Raw genomic sequence first — 13,073 nt, forward strand, 5'->3', positions numbered from 1 at the left:
CGGCGGTTACCATAAACGGATTGGTAACGCTGCCCCGGTAGCTTGGCCGGAAGCGAGGCAGGACCCTTTGCCGCCTCCAACGCAACGAAGAATCCAAGGGAAGTACCAGTGCGTAAGGCGTTGTTGGGCATCGTTTCCAAATCCACCTCCCCCCTCAAAACGATCATGATCTTCGCCATGGCGATGACGTTCGTTTGTGGCGACGTTGTCTCGTCGCTGGCGGCGAGGCAGGCGGCCATTGTCGTGGACGCCAAGACCGGCAAGGTGCTGTACTCCGCGGATGCCAACGGCAGGCGCTATCCGGCTTCGCTGACCAAAATGATGACGCTTTATTTGACCTTCGAGGCGATGGCGAAGGGCGAGATCAGCAGGAACTCACCAGTCGTGTTTTCGGCCCATGCATCCGCCGAGGCGCCGACGAAACTCGGCGTGAAGCCGGGCGGCTCTGTCACGGTCGAGACCGCGATCCTGTCGATCGTCACCAAGTCAGCGAACGACTCGGCCACCGCGCTAGGTGAAATGCTCGGCGGCAATGAACCCACTTTTGCCCGCATGATGACCGCCAAGGCACGGGCGCTGGGTATGGACGGCACCGTCTTCCGCAACGCCAACGGCTTGCCCGACCCCGGCCAGTTCACCACCGCGCGCGACATGGCAACGCTCGGCATCGCACTGCGGGAACATTTTCCCCAATACTATGGCTATTTCTCGCAGCGGTCCTTTCTCTATGGCCGTCAGCGCATCAATGGTCACAACCGTCTGCTTGGACGCATCAAGGGCGTCGATGGCATCAAGACCGGCTACACCCGCGCCTCCGGTTTTAATCTCGTCTCGTCGGTTTCCGACGGCAACCGCCGCCTCGTCGCCGTTGTCATGGGCGGCACCTCGGGTGGCAGCCGCGACAATCAGATGGCGGGCCTGATCAACACCTATATGCCGCGGGCCTCGACCCGCGGCGGCGGTGCCCTGGTAGCCGATGCGGACAGTAACAATCCGATCAAGGCGCTAGCCAAGGTGCTGCTTCCCAAGCACGACGCGCCGACCCCGGACGATAAGCCTGTGACAGTGGCCGAGGCCGATACAGCCGTCGCCGAAGACGCGACGGTCGCACAGGGCGATAGCGATGATGAAGAGAGCGCCGAGGCTGAAACGCCCAAGCTGGCCGTCGCCGTCCCCGCAAGGAAGGTGAAGACGGTCATCGTCGCCGCCCCCAAGGTCGCCACGGCCCAGGTCGTGGCTTCCTATGCCGAGCCAACTCCGGCGGCCGTTGACCCGGTCAACACGGCGTCGGTGCCGTCGGGCTGGGCCATTCAGGTCGCCTCGTCGCCAAAGCAGTCCGAAGCCCAGGCCTTCCTCGACAAGACCACCAAGCAGGCACCCAAGGTGCTGGCCGACGCCTCCGGCTTCACCGTCGCCTTCGACAAGGATGGCGTCACCTACTACCGCGCCCGCTTCGGTGGCTTTGGTTCGAAGACCGCGGCCTGGAAGGCCTGCACCGCTTTGAAGAAGAAGAACATCGAGTGCTACGCCGTCCAGCAGTAGGACGGCGTGGAGGTCATCTCCCGGAAAAATTCTGCGTCGAAGGAGACTAGTTGTGATTGGAGAGCAAGACGTCCTTGGCTTCGTTAATCCGCGCCGCCAGGAAAGACGTGCCGCCGATATCGGGGTGCAGGCGCTGCATCAGGCGGCGGTGCGCCTTGCGGACATCCGCCGCGGCGGCCCCCGCTTCAAGACCAAGGACCTTGTAGGCCTCCTCCTTAGTCATGGCGCCCGGACCTGGCGCAACACCCAGCCTTTCGCCACCGTCCGTCTCAGCGTTTTTGCGCCAGACGGGAAATCTGCCGTCAAGATACGTCTCTAGCAGCTGCCGGCTCTCCGGATCGGCGGAGAGTTCCCGGTGGAGATGCTGCAACTCCGCCAGCCCCATCGCGCCAAGCATCTTGCCTTCGTGGCGGCCAGCCAGGATCAGTCCTTCGAGGCCGCCGGTATCGTGATCGAGTTCCATCTCGAGCGCGGCTGTTCGCACGGTCGAGCGCTTGCCCGGCGCCAGCCCGGCCGGCTGGCGCTTCATGCGCATGGAACCATACCAAGCAAGCGCCGCGGCGAGGATCATGCCGCCGATGCCTTCACGGCCGACCACAAGCACGGCAACGCCGACAAGTGCCAGAAGAGCCGGCCCAAGCGTTCGCATCGTGCCCGCCAGTTTCGCTGGGTCGGCGCGCAGAAAGATCGTCACCGCGCCGAGAAGCAGCAGAAGCAACGCTACAAAAGCGATGATTGCGCCCATTATTTTCCGCCGCCCCGCAGATGCTCGATCATCAACCGGTCTTCCGGCCTGCCCCTGGCTTCGAGCGCCTTCAACCCGCCGGTCGCAAACACGGCAACGGCCGAAAGCAGTCCTGCCAGGGTCGCGGCAGCCCGCCGATCAAATCGGAACCAAGCCCCTTTGGACAGCCGCGCGACCTCCTTGAACGCCTTTTCTGCGCCGGAATCATGACCTTCCTGAAAGACGAAGACAGGAACGCCATGCAGGCCGAGGCTACCGGCCTTTTCGGCCAGATCGTCAATATCCTCTTCCATCGCATCGCCGATGTAGACGAGCGCATTAACCTTGGCGGCCGCCGTCTGTTTCAGCGCATGCGCCAGCACCTTGCCGATCTGGGTGTGGCCGCTGCGGCATTCGATCCGCGTCATCAGCTGCTTCAAGGCATTGGTGTCGCTCACGAAAGCGGAGGAACGACACTCGCCGAGACCGCGAAAATAAACCAGTTGCACGCTGAGGGTTCCGGCCTTGCCGACGGCGTCGAACATCTGGCCCTGCAGCGTGCAGGCCAGATCCCAGGTCGGCTGGCGGCTCATCGTCGCGTCGAGGGCAAGGATCAGCCTGCCCGAACCGGTCGCCGACGCGGCAAGTGTCCTCGCCTGACGAATGAAGGCGTCGATCTCGCCGGCGTTGGATTGAGGCTTGATCGGCGCAGGATTGGCCCTCGCGGGCACGGGCTGCTTCTTGTCGCTCATAAAAACAAGATGTGGCGTCGTAACATCGCTTGCAAGCCCCACATCGGGTGGCACAAAGGGCCAGAGGGTGATGTCACCTGGGGTCAGAGCAGGCCGAGATCGGCAAGCTCGCGCCTGAGTTTCGGCGGCATCTCAATCAGCCCGGCCTTACCCTTGCCGAGATCGAGCGGCGCGTCCGCCGGCTTCAGATAGCGCCAGCCCTGAAAAGCCCGGCGCGGCTGCCAGTCGGTTCGAACAACCTCGGGGTCGAGAATCAGGTGGCAGCGGCCGATGCCTTCACCGTCGGTGAACGGCCGGATCTCGGTGATCAGCTGGCGGCACTGCACATTGCCCTTGATCACCCAGTAAAGCGAACCGCCATCGGTAACCTCGGCGCCACGCGTCGGCATCATGCGGGTGGTGTGGTATTGCTCGACCGGCTCACCGGCGCGCCGCCGCTCGTCGAGGCGGAAGGCAATCCACTCTTCGAGATCCTCGACGCTGTCGCAGCCGACACAGAGTTTTATGAGATTGAGAGACATCGCTTAAGGTTTAGTCCCGCGCGCGGAGGCGTCAACGGCCTGATCGACTTCTCCACAGTGGCAGTTTAGGCCAGCCGTCAGCACTCCACGACATTGACGGCGAGCCCACCAAGGCTGGTTTCCTTGTACTTCTCGTTCATGTCTAGGCCGGTCTGGCGCATGGTCTCGATCGCCGCGTCGAGCGGCACGAAATGGATGCCGTCGCCCTTGATAGCCAACGACGCCGCCGTCACCGCCTTGACCGCGCCCAGCGCATTGCGCTCGATGCACGGCACCTGAACCAGCCCGCCGACCGGATCGCAAGTCATGCCGAGATGATGTTCGAGCGCGATCTCGGCTGCATTCTCGACCTGTTCGGGCGTGCCGCCCATGACGGCGCACAGGCCGGCCGCCGCCATTGCCGACGCCGACCCGACCTCACCCTGGCAGCCGACCTCGGCGCCCGAGATCGAGGCATTGGTTTTGATGATGCCGCCGACGGCGGCGGCCGTCAGCAGGAAATCGCGGATGCTCGGCTGATCGGCTTCGGGATGGAAGTGCAGCCAGTAGCGCAGCACCGCCGGCAGCGTGCCGGCAGCGCCATTGGTCGGCGCGGTGACGACGCGCCCACCGGCCGCATTCTCCTCATTCACCGCCATGGCGTAGATCGACAGCCAGTCATTGGCGAGCAAGGGATTGGGCTTGTTCTGCTGCCACTGCTCCTGCAGCTTGTCGTGCAGCATGCGCGCCCGCCGGCGCACCTTCAGCCCGCCCGGCATGATGCCGTCCTGCGACAGGCCACGGTCGATGCAGCCCTTCATGGCGCTCCAGATGCCGTCGAGGCCGGCGTCGAGCGCCTCGCGCGACATCTGCGTCTCCTCGTTGACGCGCTTCATGTCAGCGATGGAAAGGCCGCTTTTGCCGGCCATGGCCAGCATCTCGACCGCGTTCTTGAACGGATAAGGCACTTTCTTGCCTTCTGTCGTCACCGACCCCTTGGCCTTCATCCGCTGCAGTTCTTCTTCCGAAACCACGAAGCCGCCGCCGATCGAATAATAGATGCGCTTGAGCAGCAGGCGGCCGCCGGCGTCATAGGCGTAGAACGCCATGCCGTTGGCGTGACCGGTGAGCGGCGTCTTGCGGTCCAGCACCAGATCGGTGGCCGGGTCGAAGCGATAGGAGGGATGGCCGGGCGGCGAAATGCGCTTTTCGGCGGTGATGCGGCTGGCAATGCCATCGGCCTGATCGGGATCGACTGTCTGCGGCGTCAGACCGGCAAGGCCGAGGATGACGGCGCGATCACTGCCGTGGCCGATGCCGGTGTAGGCGAGTGACCCGTGCAGGCTGGCGCCAAGCCGGTCGACCTTCACACCCGCCGGACGCGGCCAGTCATTTCCCGCGACCTCGTCGAGAAACCGCGCAGCGGCGGTCATCGGCCCCATCGTGTGCGAACTCGAGGGTCCTATGCCGATCTTGAACAGGTCGAAAACCGAAAGGAACACGCGGCGTTGTCTCCTGGAGTCAGGTCGAGGATTATATATAGGAATTCCCAGGATGTTTCCGCTCTTTTGGAAATCGCGGCGCTGCACCCGCCGACCTTGTTTGCTCCGGCAGCGACATTGGTGCCGATCGCTGTATGCGGACATCGAAGCGATCGCGCTGAATGTGATAAATTCAGGCCATGGGCGATTCCCTCGATCTTTCGACAGCCGATCTCGCGGCGCTGGCCTTCTTCCTCGTCGTGTGGCTGCTGCACACGTTCGCCTCCGACGGCAAGCTGGTCAGCCGCGTGTCGCTGACGACGGCGATGAATGCACAGCGGCAAGCCTGGATGCGGACCATGGCCGAGCGCGAGATCCGCATCGTCGACACCGCCATCATGAGCGGCCTGCAACAAGGCACCGCCTTCTTCGCCTCCAGCTCACTGATCGCGATCGGCGGCTGCTTTGCCTTGCTCGGCGCGTCCGACCGGGTTCTTGAAGTGTTGAGCGACCTGCCCTTGGGTGGCGCGCCGTCGCGCGCGGCCTTCCAGATAAAGGTGTTCGGACTGGTGCTGATCCTGGCGTTTTCGTTCTTCAAATTCGGCTGGGCTTACCGGCTGTTCAACTATTGCACGATCCTGATCGGCGCCGTGCCGATCCCGCATGGCGAAGCCTCACGCAATCCGGTCACCGAAACGGCGGTGTGGCGTGCGGCGCAGATGAACATGCTCGCCGGAAAGCACTTCAACTCCGGCCTGCGCGGCGTGTTCTTCTCGATCGGTTATCTCGGCTGGTTCGTCGACCCCATGGTGTTCGTGTTGTCGACGGTGTTGCTGCTGGCCGTGCTGGTGCGGCGCCAGTTCTTCTCGGCCGCCAGACAGGCGGTGATCGGTCAGCCGCCAGGAAAAGGCTGATCGATCCGCCCTGACAGCCAGTAGGCGATCAAACCGATCCATTCGCGGATGGCGATGGTGGTGGCCTGCAGCGAATCGGCTGGATTGTCGCGGAACAGGCCGATGCCCTCTTTGCCCGAGGTGCGATAGTCGACCGGCCAGGGAACAGTCGCAAAGCCGGCCTTGTCGAACAGCGCCTTGGCGCGCGGCATATGGAAGGCCGAGGTCACCAGCAGCCAGGTCTCGCCGGGCTTCGGCGTTACCAGCTCCTTGGTGAAGACGGCATTCTCATAGGTGTTGCGGGATTTGTTTTCGAGGATCAGGCGATCGGCCGTCACGCCAAGCGCGGTGAGCAAGCGGGGGGCCGTGGCGGCGTCACCCTCGCCTTCGAGAAACAACTCTCCGGTGCCGCCGGAGACGATCACCTTGGCTGCTGGAAAGCGCCGGGCCAGAATCGCTGTCTCGACCATCCGATCGCCGCCGCTGTTTAGCTCATAGCCGCCGCGCACCAGATTGATGGCGCCCTCGAAGCCGCCGCCGAGCACGACGATGCCGTCTACCTTTTCCGGCTGCGGCGGGCGCGCAAAGCGCTCTTCCAGCGGATTGAGCATCATGGCGCCGAGCGACGTCCAGGCCGACAGCGCAAGGATCAGGAAGGCCAGCACGCTGCCGGTGACCGCCAGCCGCCGGCGACCAACCACGGCCGCGAGCAGTCCCGCCAGCAGCAGGAAGATCGCCAGATTGAGCGGCTGGATGAAGAACCAGAAGATCTTGGAAAGGTAGAAGAACATTGGCTGCCTATCGTCGGCTCGAATTCTGACGACCGATGAAGTGCTCGACGGCACTCGTCACAGCCTCGGCCTCGGGCCGGCTCAACTCCCTGCCGAAAACGATGACGCCGTTAGTGTTGGACAACCTGATGACTTCCAACAGACCCGCTTCATCCGTTGGATAGGTATGGTCGAGGATTTCGGCCTCAAGGTGCCCTTTCAAAGGCAATGACGAACGATTTCGCAAAGAACCCCTGACGTCGCGCACGGCTGCGGCGTTGGTTAGCTGCAGGGTTTCCTTGCCGAATACCAGCCAGATGAAATCCTTGCCGAGGAAATAGGTGAAGAGGGCAATGATCGCCGCGAACGACAGCAGTCCGAGAGTGCCGCTGGCGACGGTTGCGGGCGACGTGTCGGTCAATCCCATGTAGCCGGTGTAGGCAACGATCCCGGCCCCAATCAGGACGAAGCCCGTCCTGAAATCCGAGGTGCGTGGTGGGTTGGTTATCAGCAGTTCGTCTCCCGTCTCGACGATGGAAATGCGAGACGGGGGCGGCATGCTACCACCATTTCTCCGGCTGGAATGTGCCGGCGGCCTGCTCGATGACGGCAGCGGTCTGGAACAGGGTTTCCTCATCGAACGGCCGGCCGATGAGTTGCAGCCCGAGCGGCAGGCCCTTGGCGTCGAGCCCGGCGGGCACGGCGATCCCCGGCAGGCCGGCCATGTTCACGGTGACCGTGAAAATGTCATTCAGGTACATCTTGACCGGATCGGCAGCCATGTCCTCGTCGGCGATGCCGAAGGCGGCGGACGGCGTTGCCGGGGTCAGGATGACATCGACGCCGGCGGCGAAGACAGTCTCGAAATCGCGCTTGATCAGATTGCGCACCTTCTGCGCCTGCAGATAGTAGGCGTCGTAATAGCCGGCCGACAGCACATAGGTGCCGATCATGATGCGGCGCTTGACCTCGCGGCCGAAACCGGCGGCGCGGGTCTTCTCATACATGTCGACGATATCCTTGCCCGGTACGCGCAAGCCGTAGCGGACGCCGTCATAGCGGGCGAGGTTGGACGAAGCCTCGGCGGGCGCAACGATGTAGTAGGCCGGCAGCGCGTATTTGGTGTGCGGCAGGGAGATGTCGACGATCTCGGCGCCGGCGTCCTTCAGCCAGGCAATGCCCTTCTGCCACAGCGCCTCGATCTCTTCGGGCATGCCGTCGACACGGTATTCCCTGGGAATGCCGACCTTCATGCCCTTGATCGGCTTGCCGATCACCGCCTCATAGTCCGGCACCGGCCGGTCGACCGACGTCGTGTCCTTCGGATCGACGGACGCCATCGACTTCAACAGGATCGCGGCATCGCGCACGTCGCGGGCGATCGGTCCGGCCTGGTCGAGCGACGAGGCGAAGGCGACGATGCCCCAGCGCGAGCAGCGGCCATAGGTCGGCTTGATGCCGACGGTGCCGGTGAAGGCGGCAGGCTGGCGGATCGAACCGCCAGTATCCGTCGCCGTCGCGCCGGCACACAGGAAGGCCGAGACTGCGGTTGCCGAACCGCCGGAAGAACCGCCCGGCACCAGCTGCGCATTGTCGAGGCTGCGCGCAGTCTTGGTGCCGCCAGCCGAGACAAAGCCGCCGTCGCCCTGATGCGTCGTCGGCATCACCACCGTGTCGACACGCGAACGCCGCCATGGGTTGATGACCGGACCATAGTAGGACGTCTCGTTGGACGAGCCCATGGCGAACTCGTCCATGTTGAGCTTGCCCAGCATGACGGCGCCGTCGGCCCACAGATTGGATGTAACGGTCGATTCGTAGCGCGGCTTGAACCCGTCGAGCACATGACTGCAGGCCTGCGTATGGACGCCTTTGGTGCCGAACAGGTCCTTGATGCCGAGCGGGATGCCTTCCAGCGCACCGCCCTCGCCCTTGACCAGCCTTGCGTCGGACGCCTTGGCCATATCGCGCGCCTTGTCGCCGGTCACCGCGACATAGGCATTGAGCGCGGGATTGGCGCGATCGATGGCCGAAAGATAGGCCTCGGTGATCTCGGTCGCGGTGATTTCCTTGCCGCGCAGCTTGGCGCGGGCCTGTGAAATCGTCAGCTGGGTCAGGTCGCTCATCAAAGGCTCTTTTCGTAAAACACCGACCACTCGGAATCGGGATAATCCAGCACCGGGCCGCAGCGCGAAAACCCGGCACGTTCATAGACTGTCCACGCCGCGGGATGACGATCGCCCGTCTCCAGCACCAGGCGCTTCAGCCCCTCATTGCGCGCCAGCGCCTCGACCCGCTCGACGATCCTGGCACCGATCTTGCGGCCGCGATGCGAAGGCCGCGTGTACATGCGCTTGACCTCGCCGATGGCACCGTCATGGCGCTTCAGCGCGCCGCAGCCGATGGCTAGGCCATTGTCACGGGCGATGAAAACGGTCGTGTCCTCACCGGCCATCTGCTCGACCGTCAGATGGTAGCAGTGTTCCGGCGGCGTCAATTCGAGCAACGTCTGGTTGAGTTCCTCGACCAGCCCACGCACATCGTCCTGCAGCGGCGTTTCAATGGCGATCTCGATTGCCATCGGCCGGTTACTCCACGACCTTCGGCACGAGGAAGAAATTCTCTTCGGTCGCCGGCGCGTTGGCGACGATGTCGGCCGCCTTGCCGCCGTCGGTGACGACATCCCTGCGCTTCTTCATCTCCATCGGCGTCACCGAGGTCATCGGCTCGACGCCCGAGACATCGACCTCGTTCAGCTGTTCGACGAAGCCCAGAATGGCGTTCAGCTCGCCGGTCATGCGTTCTGCATCTTCTTCGCTCACCGCGATGCGGGCGAGACGCGCGACGCGCTTCACTGTCTGAAGATCTACGGACATGTTTCTGCCTCGGGGAAAACCAGTTCGGGCTATAGCGGCGCCGCGCGCGCTGCGCAACATGCATCGTGCTGGACGTTGGGCTAGGCTGCGGTGCTCACACGGTCCTTGGGACGACGCAAAGGGTTGGGCAATTCGAAAAAGCGCTGTTTTGCCGGACACATGCCGCACGCGTCCTCATCCTCGAGCGCGGCGAACGCCTGCAATTCGGCCTCGGAACAGCCCGGTTCAAGCGGCCGATAGGCCAGATAGGGATCCCATTTCTCGGAAAGGCGGTATTTCGCCTTCTGCATCGGCAGATAGGCCAGCGGCGCGCATTTCCAGATTTGCCCGTCATGCAGTTGCTTGCAGTGGCGAGCCGGGCAGATTTCCCAACTGGCGCGAGTGTCACCGTCCTCGAATGGCAACATGGCATTGCCAAAGCCCTCGTAGCGTCGGGTCCAGTTCTTGTCCGAAGGGCGTATCTCGAGACGCAATTTGTGGTTCCGCTGCCATCCCTCCAGCAAGTCGAAAACCGGCTTCAGTCTCTCCCGGTACTCCTCGGAATCATGATGGACCGACACGACCAGCCGTGCATCGGGATCGGCGGCAAGGATCGCCGGCAGCGACGGGTGACGATGCAGGAAGAAGCCGTTGCTGACAATTTCAATGTGGGCACGCGGCCAGTGCCGCCGCACCAGCCCGACAAAGCCCGGCAGTTGCGGATGAATGCTGGGCTCTCCTCCAAGCAGGCTGAAGCGCGTCACCGACACGCGTCGGCTCCACAGTCCCATCCAGCGGTCCGCCTCCTCGAGCGAGACGGTGCCGGCATGGGCGTGATTGGAATAGTGCGAGCAGCTTTCGCAGGACAGATTGCAGCCATGCGCGACATGCAGTTCCAGTTTTCGGAACACAGGCCGCTCGCCGCGAAAAAGCGAACTGACACGTTGCAGCATCGTCATGGCAGGGCAACGCCGTCGCACAGATAGTAGCTGCCACTGTTGCCGCTTGCCTCGCTTTCGTCATCGACGGGCCGAACCGACACGAGGTCGACTTGCTTGGCGTTCATTTGCGTCACCGAGAGGACATCCGGGAAGACATAGCCCGGTTCCTGGCAGATGGCCGTCACCGCCCAGCTCGGCGAAGCCGTCGCCTTGCTGATCTGCAGAAACTCGCAATTGTATTCGACGCCCTGCAGCCCGCGCGCCGAAAGCACGATGTTGCCGGCGTCGATCAGCGTTTGCAGCGTGTCCTTTTTGGCCTGCGTGCAAAGCTCCTCGGACTGAAGGTAGACGCCTTCGATGAAATCATCCGCGGCGAGCGCGGGCGACGCCGCGACAAACATGGAAACGCAAAGAGATCGCCCCAACACCATGGATTTATTCCGCTTTAGCTGTTTCTAGATCGTAATCGTCTCACCGATTTTCGGCAACGCCACCTTTACACCGGATCCTTCCAGGCCGGCCTCGAACTTATCGGCGGTCGGATCGATCATCGGAAATGTGCCGAAGTGACAGGGAACCACGGTGTCGAACTTGAAGAAGCGGCGGCAGGCAAGTGCCGCCACCGCACCGCCCATGGTGAAACGGTCGCCGATCGGCACGATGCCGATCTTCGGTTCATGCAACTCGTTGATCAGCGCCATGTCGGAGAAGATGTCGGTGTCGCCCATGTGATAGAGCGTTTTGTCTTCCGGGAAATGCAGGACGAGGCCGCCCGGATTGCCGAGATAGGTGTTCTGGCCGCCCTCGCCCGGGAACGAGGATGAGTGCAGGGCCTGGACGAAAGTGGTGGTGAAGCTGCCGCAATCGACAGTGCCGCCGATGTTGCCGGGATTGATCTTCTTGTCGCTGGCGCCCTTGCCGACCAGATACATGCAGATCTCGAAATTGGCGACCAGCTGGGCGCCGCTTTTGCCGAGCACTTCCAGCGCGCCGCTGATGTGGTCGCTGTGGCCATGCGTCAGCAGCACATGCGTGATCCCCTCAGCCGGTCCCTCCCAGCCGCCCGTCCAGGACGGATTTCCGATCAGATAGGGATCGATGAGGATCTTGGCGTCGGCCGTTTCGATGCGAAAGGCCGAGTGGCCGTACCAGGTCAGTTTCATGAATGCATTCCTCGATTTTTGGCTTGCCAGAAGATAGAACGCCGATAGCCCCGAGATCAAAGGGTTACTGTGTCCGTTGCGCGTTTGACAAAACACGTGGTGGTGAAAGGCGAGGACGGCCGTTGGGCATTATCACGATAGAGGAATTGCCGGCGCGGCTGGCCGGCGGCAAAACGCTGGCCGGGCTTGACCTCGGCGACAAGACGATCGGCGTCGCGGTCTCGGACCAGAGGTTTTCCTTCGCCCATCCGCGCCCGGTCATCATGCGAAGGAAATTCTCGCTCGATGCAGCGGTGCTGCTCGCCTTGCTGCAGAAGGAGAATGCCGGCGCGGTGGTGATTGGGCTGCCGATCAATATGGACGGGTCGGAAGGGCCGCGTGCGCAGAAATCGCGCGCCTTCGTCCGCAACATGGCACAGATGAGCGACCTGCCCTTCGTGCTCTGGGACGAAAGACTATCGACAGTCGCGGCCGAAAGGACGCTGATCGAGATGGATTTCTCGCGACGCAAGCGCGCTGGCAAGATCGATTCGGCGGCAGCCGCGTTTATTCTGCAGGGAGTTTTGGACCGGCTTCAGTCGCTCCACGCATCCGCTCGAACGGAACCGGACCCGCCCAGCGCTGTTTGACCCAGCCGGCGATTTCGCGGCGACGGCGGAATGCCCAAAGCGCGATCAGCAGAAACCCGTCGAAGATGCACGTCTTCGCCACCATGCCGGGGATGATCGCCGGGTCGATGCCAAGCATCTGACCATAGAGCTGGAAAAAGAAGTCATGCATCTGTCGGCTGAGCATCGTGTAGCCGAAATTGATGTCATTGGCCGACAGATAGAACCAGCCCCAGAAAAACGCCATCGGGGCCGCCCAGGATGCGAAGATGTATCGCATCAGCGGCCTCCCCTGGGATTGGACCCTGTCCGGCCCGATATGAGTGAAAGCAGCGAATTGTGGGCTGCGGCCTTTGCCATGCCGTGCGCGACGGCGCGGACCTCGCCCTCGCCCGAAGCAGCTGCCGCAACCACGGACCGCCGCTCGGCAAGCATGGCGACATAGGACGCCAAAAGTGCTGCCAACTGCACGGCGACAACCATGAACAGCCCGTTGATGCTTTGCGCAGCACCTCCGACAACGATCAGCGACAACACGCCGGACGCGGAGATGAAGGCGATGCGGGCAACGCTGTCGGCGCCCGGGCTGGTCGCGTCGTTGATCAGGGCTTCGACAAAGGCCCAGAAGAACAGCACCGCGACGACAAGCAATGCGGTGGCAAGCGGCGCCACGACGACGACATTGTCGAGGTCGACGAAGCGGGTGCCCTCCATTGTGGCACCCAACACACCGAGCGCCGCCGCCACACCGCGGTTTCCGTCGATGCAGATGAGCGCAAGCAGGGCGAAAACGATCGCCCAGTGCAAGGCCAGAAAAGAGGTCAGTACCTGTCGCATCGGTGTT

General features: G+C 62.9%; 17 protein-coding genes. 3 read left to right on the plus strand and 14 right to left on the minus strand.

All coding sequences use genetic code 11. The features are described from left to right. The first annotated feature begins 108 nt into the window (after positions 1 to 108). Positions 109 to 1,542: a D-alanyl-D-alanine carboxypeptidase gene (locus tag FCU66_RS17645; RefSeq protein WP_136619018.1), complete on the plus strand. Its 1,434-nt coding sequence runs from the start codon at positions 109 to 111 to the stop codon at positions 1,540 to 1,542. Positions 1,543 to 1,588: 46 nt separating this feature from the next. Here FCU66_RS17645 and FCU66_RS17650 read toward each other — a convergent pair whose 3' ends face one another. The 4 genes from FCU66_RS17650 to FCU66_RS17665 all read right to left on the minus strand — a co-directional run bounded on the left by FCU66_RS17650 (position 1,589) and on the right by FCU66_RS17665 (position 5,020). Continuing rightward, positions 1,589 to 2,287, minus strand: coding sequence for a DnaJ domain-containing protein (locus FCU66_RS17650; RefSeq protein ID WP_136619017.1), 699 nt, complete (start codon positions 2,285 to 2,287; stop codon positions 1,589 to 1,591). Continuing rightward, positions 2,287 to 3,018, minus strand: coding sequence for a VWA domain-containing protein (locus tag FCU66_RS17655; protein WP_136619016.1), 732 nt, complete (start codon positions 3,016 to 3,018; stop codon positions 2,287 to 2,289). The genes FCU66_RS17650 and FCU66_RS17655 overlap by 1 nt, the downstream gene beginning before the upstream one ends. A gap of 83 nt (positions 3,019 to 3,101) precedes the next feature. Then, complete coding sequence (locus tag FCU66_RS17660) at positions 3,102 to 3,539, minus strand: DUF1489 family protein (protein ID WP_056587530.1); 438 nt, start codon at positions 3,537 to 3,539, stop codon at positions 3,102 to 3,104. Positions 3,540 to 3,616: 77 nt separating this feature from the next. Further along, entirely contained in the window at positions 3,617 to 5,020 is a 1,404-nt protein-coding gene (locus FCU66_RS17665; protein WP_136619015.1) for an L-serine ammonia-lyase, read from the minus strand. 179 nt (positions 5,021 to 5,199) lie between these two features. On the opposite strand from FCU66_RS17665, the gene FCU66_RS17670 reads away from it, so the two are divergent. Then, positions 5,200 to 5,913, plus strand: coding sequence for a DUF599 domain-containing protein (locus tag FCU66_RS17670; RefSeq protein ID WP_136619014.1), 714 nt, complete (start codon positions 5,200 to 5,202; stop codon positions 5,911 to 5,913). On the opposite strand, the gene FCU66_RS17675 is transcribed toward FCU66_RS17670, so the two are convergent. From FCU66_RS17675 to FCU66_RS17710, 8 genes are all read right to left on the minus strand, one after another. Beyond that, complete coding sequence (locus FCU66_RS17675) at positions 5,892 to 6,683, minus strand: YdcF family protein (RefSeq protein ID WP_136619013.1); 792 nt, start codon at positions 6,681 to 6,683, stop codon at positions 5,892 to 5,894. The genes FCU66_RS17670 and FCU66_RS17675 overlap by 22 nt on opposite strands. A 7-nt stretch (positions 6,684 to 6,690) precedes the next feature. Further along, positions 6,691 to 7,221: a hypothetical protein gene (locus FCU66_RS17680; protein ID WP_136619012.1), complete on the minus strand. Its 531-nt coding sequence runs from the start codon at positions 7,219 to 7,221 to the stop codon at positions 6,691 to 6,693. A 1-nt stretch (position 7,222) separates the two neighbouring features. Continuing rightward, on the minus strand, positions 7,223 to 8,788 hold the full coding sequence (locus FCU66_RS17685; protein ID WP_136619011.1) for an amidase: 1,566 nt from the start codon (positions 8,786 to 8,788) through the stop codon (positions 7,223 to 7,225). Then, positions 8,788 to 9,243 (minus strand): GNAT family N-acetyltransferase, encoded by a 456-nt coding sequence (locus tag FCU66_RS17690; RefSeq protein WP_136619010.1) that lies wholly within the window; start codon positions 9,241 to 9,243, stop codon positions 8,788 to 8,790. The genes FCU66_RS17685 and FCU66_RS17690 overlap by 1 nt, the downstream gene beginning before the upstream one ends. A gap of 7 nt (positions 9,244 to 9,250) precedes the next feature. Next, positions 9,251 to 9,538 carry an Asp-tRNA(Asn)/Glu-tRNA(Gln) amidotransferase subunit GatC gene (gene gatC / locus FCU66_RS17695; RefSeq protein WP_056587510.1) on the minus strand — a complete coding sequence of 96 codons (288 nt, stop codon included), beginning with the start codon at positions 9,536 to 9,538 and terminating at the stop codon, positions 9,251 to 9,253. 80 nt (positions 9,539 to 9,618) lie between these two features. Then, positions 9,619 to 10,476, minus strand: coding sequence for a radical SAM family protein (locus FCU66_RS17700; RefSeq protein ID WP_246093936.1), 858 nt, complete (start codon positions 10,474 to 10,476; stop codon positions 9,619 to 9,621). After that, positions 10,473 to 10,859, minus strand: coding sequence for a hypothetical protein (locus FCU66_RS17705; RefSeq protein WP_168991931.1), 387 nt, complete (start codon positions 10,857 to 10,859; stop codon positions 10,473 to 10,475). Before FCU66_RS17705 ends, FCU66_RS17700 begins: the two co-directional genes overlap by 4 nt. Before the next feature lie 54 nt (positions 10,860 to 10,913). Beyond that, positions 10,914 to 11,621, minus strand: a complete 708-nt coding sequence (locus FCU66_RS17710; protein WP_136619008.1) for a metal-dependent hydrolase — start codon at positions 11,619 to 11,621, stop codon at positions 10,914 to 10,916. A 122-nt stretch (positions 11,622 to 11,743) separates the two neighbouring features. Between FCU66_RS17710 and ruvX the strand changes: the two genes are divergently transcribed. Continuing rightward, on the plus strand, positions 11,744 to 12,250 hold the full coding sequence (gene ruvX / locus FCU66_RS17715) for a Holliday junction resolvase RuvX (RefSeq protein ID WP_013531790.1): 507 nt from the start codon (positions 11,744 to 11,746) through the stop codon (positions 12,248 to 12,250). Here the strand turns inward: ruvX and FCU66_RS17720 are convergent. Further along, positions 12,168 to 12,509 carry a DUF6105 family protein gene (locus FCU66_RS17720; RefSeq protein ID WP_136619007.1) on the minus strand — a complete coding sequence of 114 codons (342 nt, stop codon included), beginning with the start codon at positions 12,507 to 12,509 and terminating at the stop codon, positions 12,168 to 12,170. The genes ruvX and FCU66_RS17720 overlap by 83 nt on opposite strands. Continuing rightward, positions 12,509 to 13,066 carry a hypothetical protein gene (locus tag FCU66_RS17725; protein WP_136619006.1) on the minus strand — a complete coding sequence of 186 codons (558 nt, stop codon included), beginning with the start codon at positions 13,064 to 13,066 and terminating at the stop codon, positions 12,509 to 12,511. The genes FCU66_RS17720 and FCU66_RS17725 overlap by 1 nt, the downstream gene beginning before the upstream one ends. Positions 13,067 to 13,073 lie beyond the last annotated feature (7 nt).

Source organism: Mesorhizobium norvegicum, from assembly GCF_004919685.1.
Lineage (GTDB): Bacteria > Pseudomonadota > Alphaproteobacteria > Rhizobiales > Rhizobiaceae > Mesorhizobium > Mesorhizobium norvegicum.

What these genes read in the sequence shown, in the direction of transcription:
- FCU66_RS17650 (WP_136619017.1), bottom strand. Translation starts at nt 2,287, where the DNA reads ATGGGCGCAATCATCGCTTTTGTAGCGTTGCTTCTGCTGCTTCTCGGC.
- FCU66_RS17660 (WP_056587530.1), bottom strand. Translation starts at nt 3,539, where the DNA reads ATGTCTCTCAATCTCATAAAACTCTGTGTCGGCTGCGACAGCGTCGAG.
- FCU66_RS17710 (WP_136619008.1), bottom strand. Translation starts at nt 11,621, where the DNA reads ATGAAACTGACCTGGTACGGCCACTCGGCCTTTCGCATCGAAACGGCC.
- FCU66_RS17690 (WP_136619010.1), bottom strand. Translation starts at nt 9,243, where the DNA reads ATGGCAATCGAGATCGCCATTGAAACGCCGCTGCAGGACGATGTGCGT.
- FCU66_RS17705 (WP_168991931.1), bottom strand. Translation starts at nt 10,859, where the DNA reads ATGTTTGTCGCGGCGTCGCCCGCGCTCGCCGCGGATGATTTCATCGAA.
- FCU66_RS17670 (WP_136619014.1), top strand. Translation starts at nt 5,200, where the DNA reads ATGGGCGATTCCCTCGATCTTTCGACAGCCGATCTCGCGGCGCTGGCC.
- FCU66_RS17725 (WP_136619006.1), bottom strand. Translation starts at nt 13,066, where the DNA reads ATGCGACAGGTACTGACCTCTTTTCTGGCCTTGCACTGGGCGATCGTT.
- FCU66_RS17720 (WP_136619007.1), bottom strand. Translation starts at nt 12,509, where the DNA reads ATGCGATACATCTTCGCATCCTGGGCGGCCCCGATGGCGTTTTTCTGG.
- FCU66_RS17655 (WP_136619016.1), bottom strand. Translation starts at nt 3,018, where the DNA reads ATGAGCGACAAGAAGCAGCCCGTGCCCGCGAGGGCCAATCCTGCGCCG.
- FCU66_RS17700 (WP_246093936.1), bottom strand. Translation starts at nt 10,476, where the DNA reads ATGACGATGCTGCAACGTGTCAGTTCGCTTTTTCGCGGCGAGCGGCCT.
- FCU66_RS17685 (WP_136619011.1), bottom strand. Translation starts at nt 8,788, where the DNA reads ATGAGCGACCTGACCCAGCTGACGATTTCACAGGCCCGCGCCAAGCTG.
- FCU66_RS17680 (WP_136619012.1), bottom strand. Translation starts at nt 7,221, where the DNA reads ATGCCGCCCCCGTCTCGCATTTCCATCGTCGAGACGGGAGACGAACTG.
- FCU66_RS17675 (WP_136619013.1), bottom strand. Translation starts at nt 6,683, where the DNA reads ATGTTCTTCTACCTTTCCAAGATCTTCTGGTTCTTCATCCAGCCGCTC.
- gatC (WP_056587510.1), bottom strand. Translation starts at nt 9,538, where the DNA reads ATGTCCGTAGATCTTCAGACAGTGAAGCGCGTCGCGCGTCTCGCCCGC.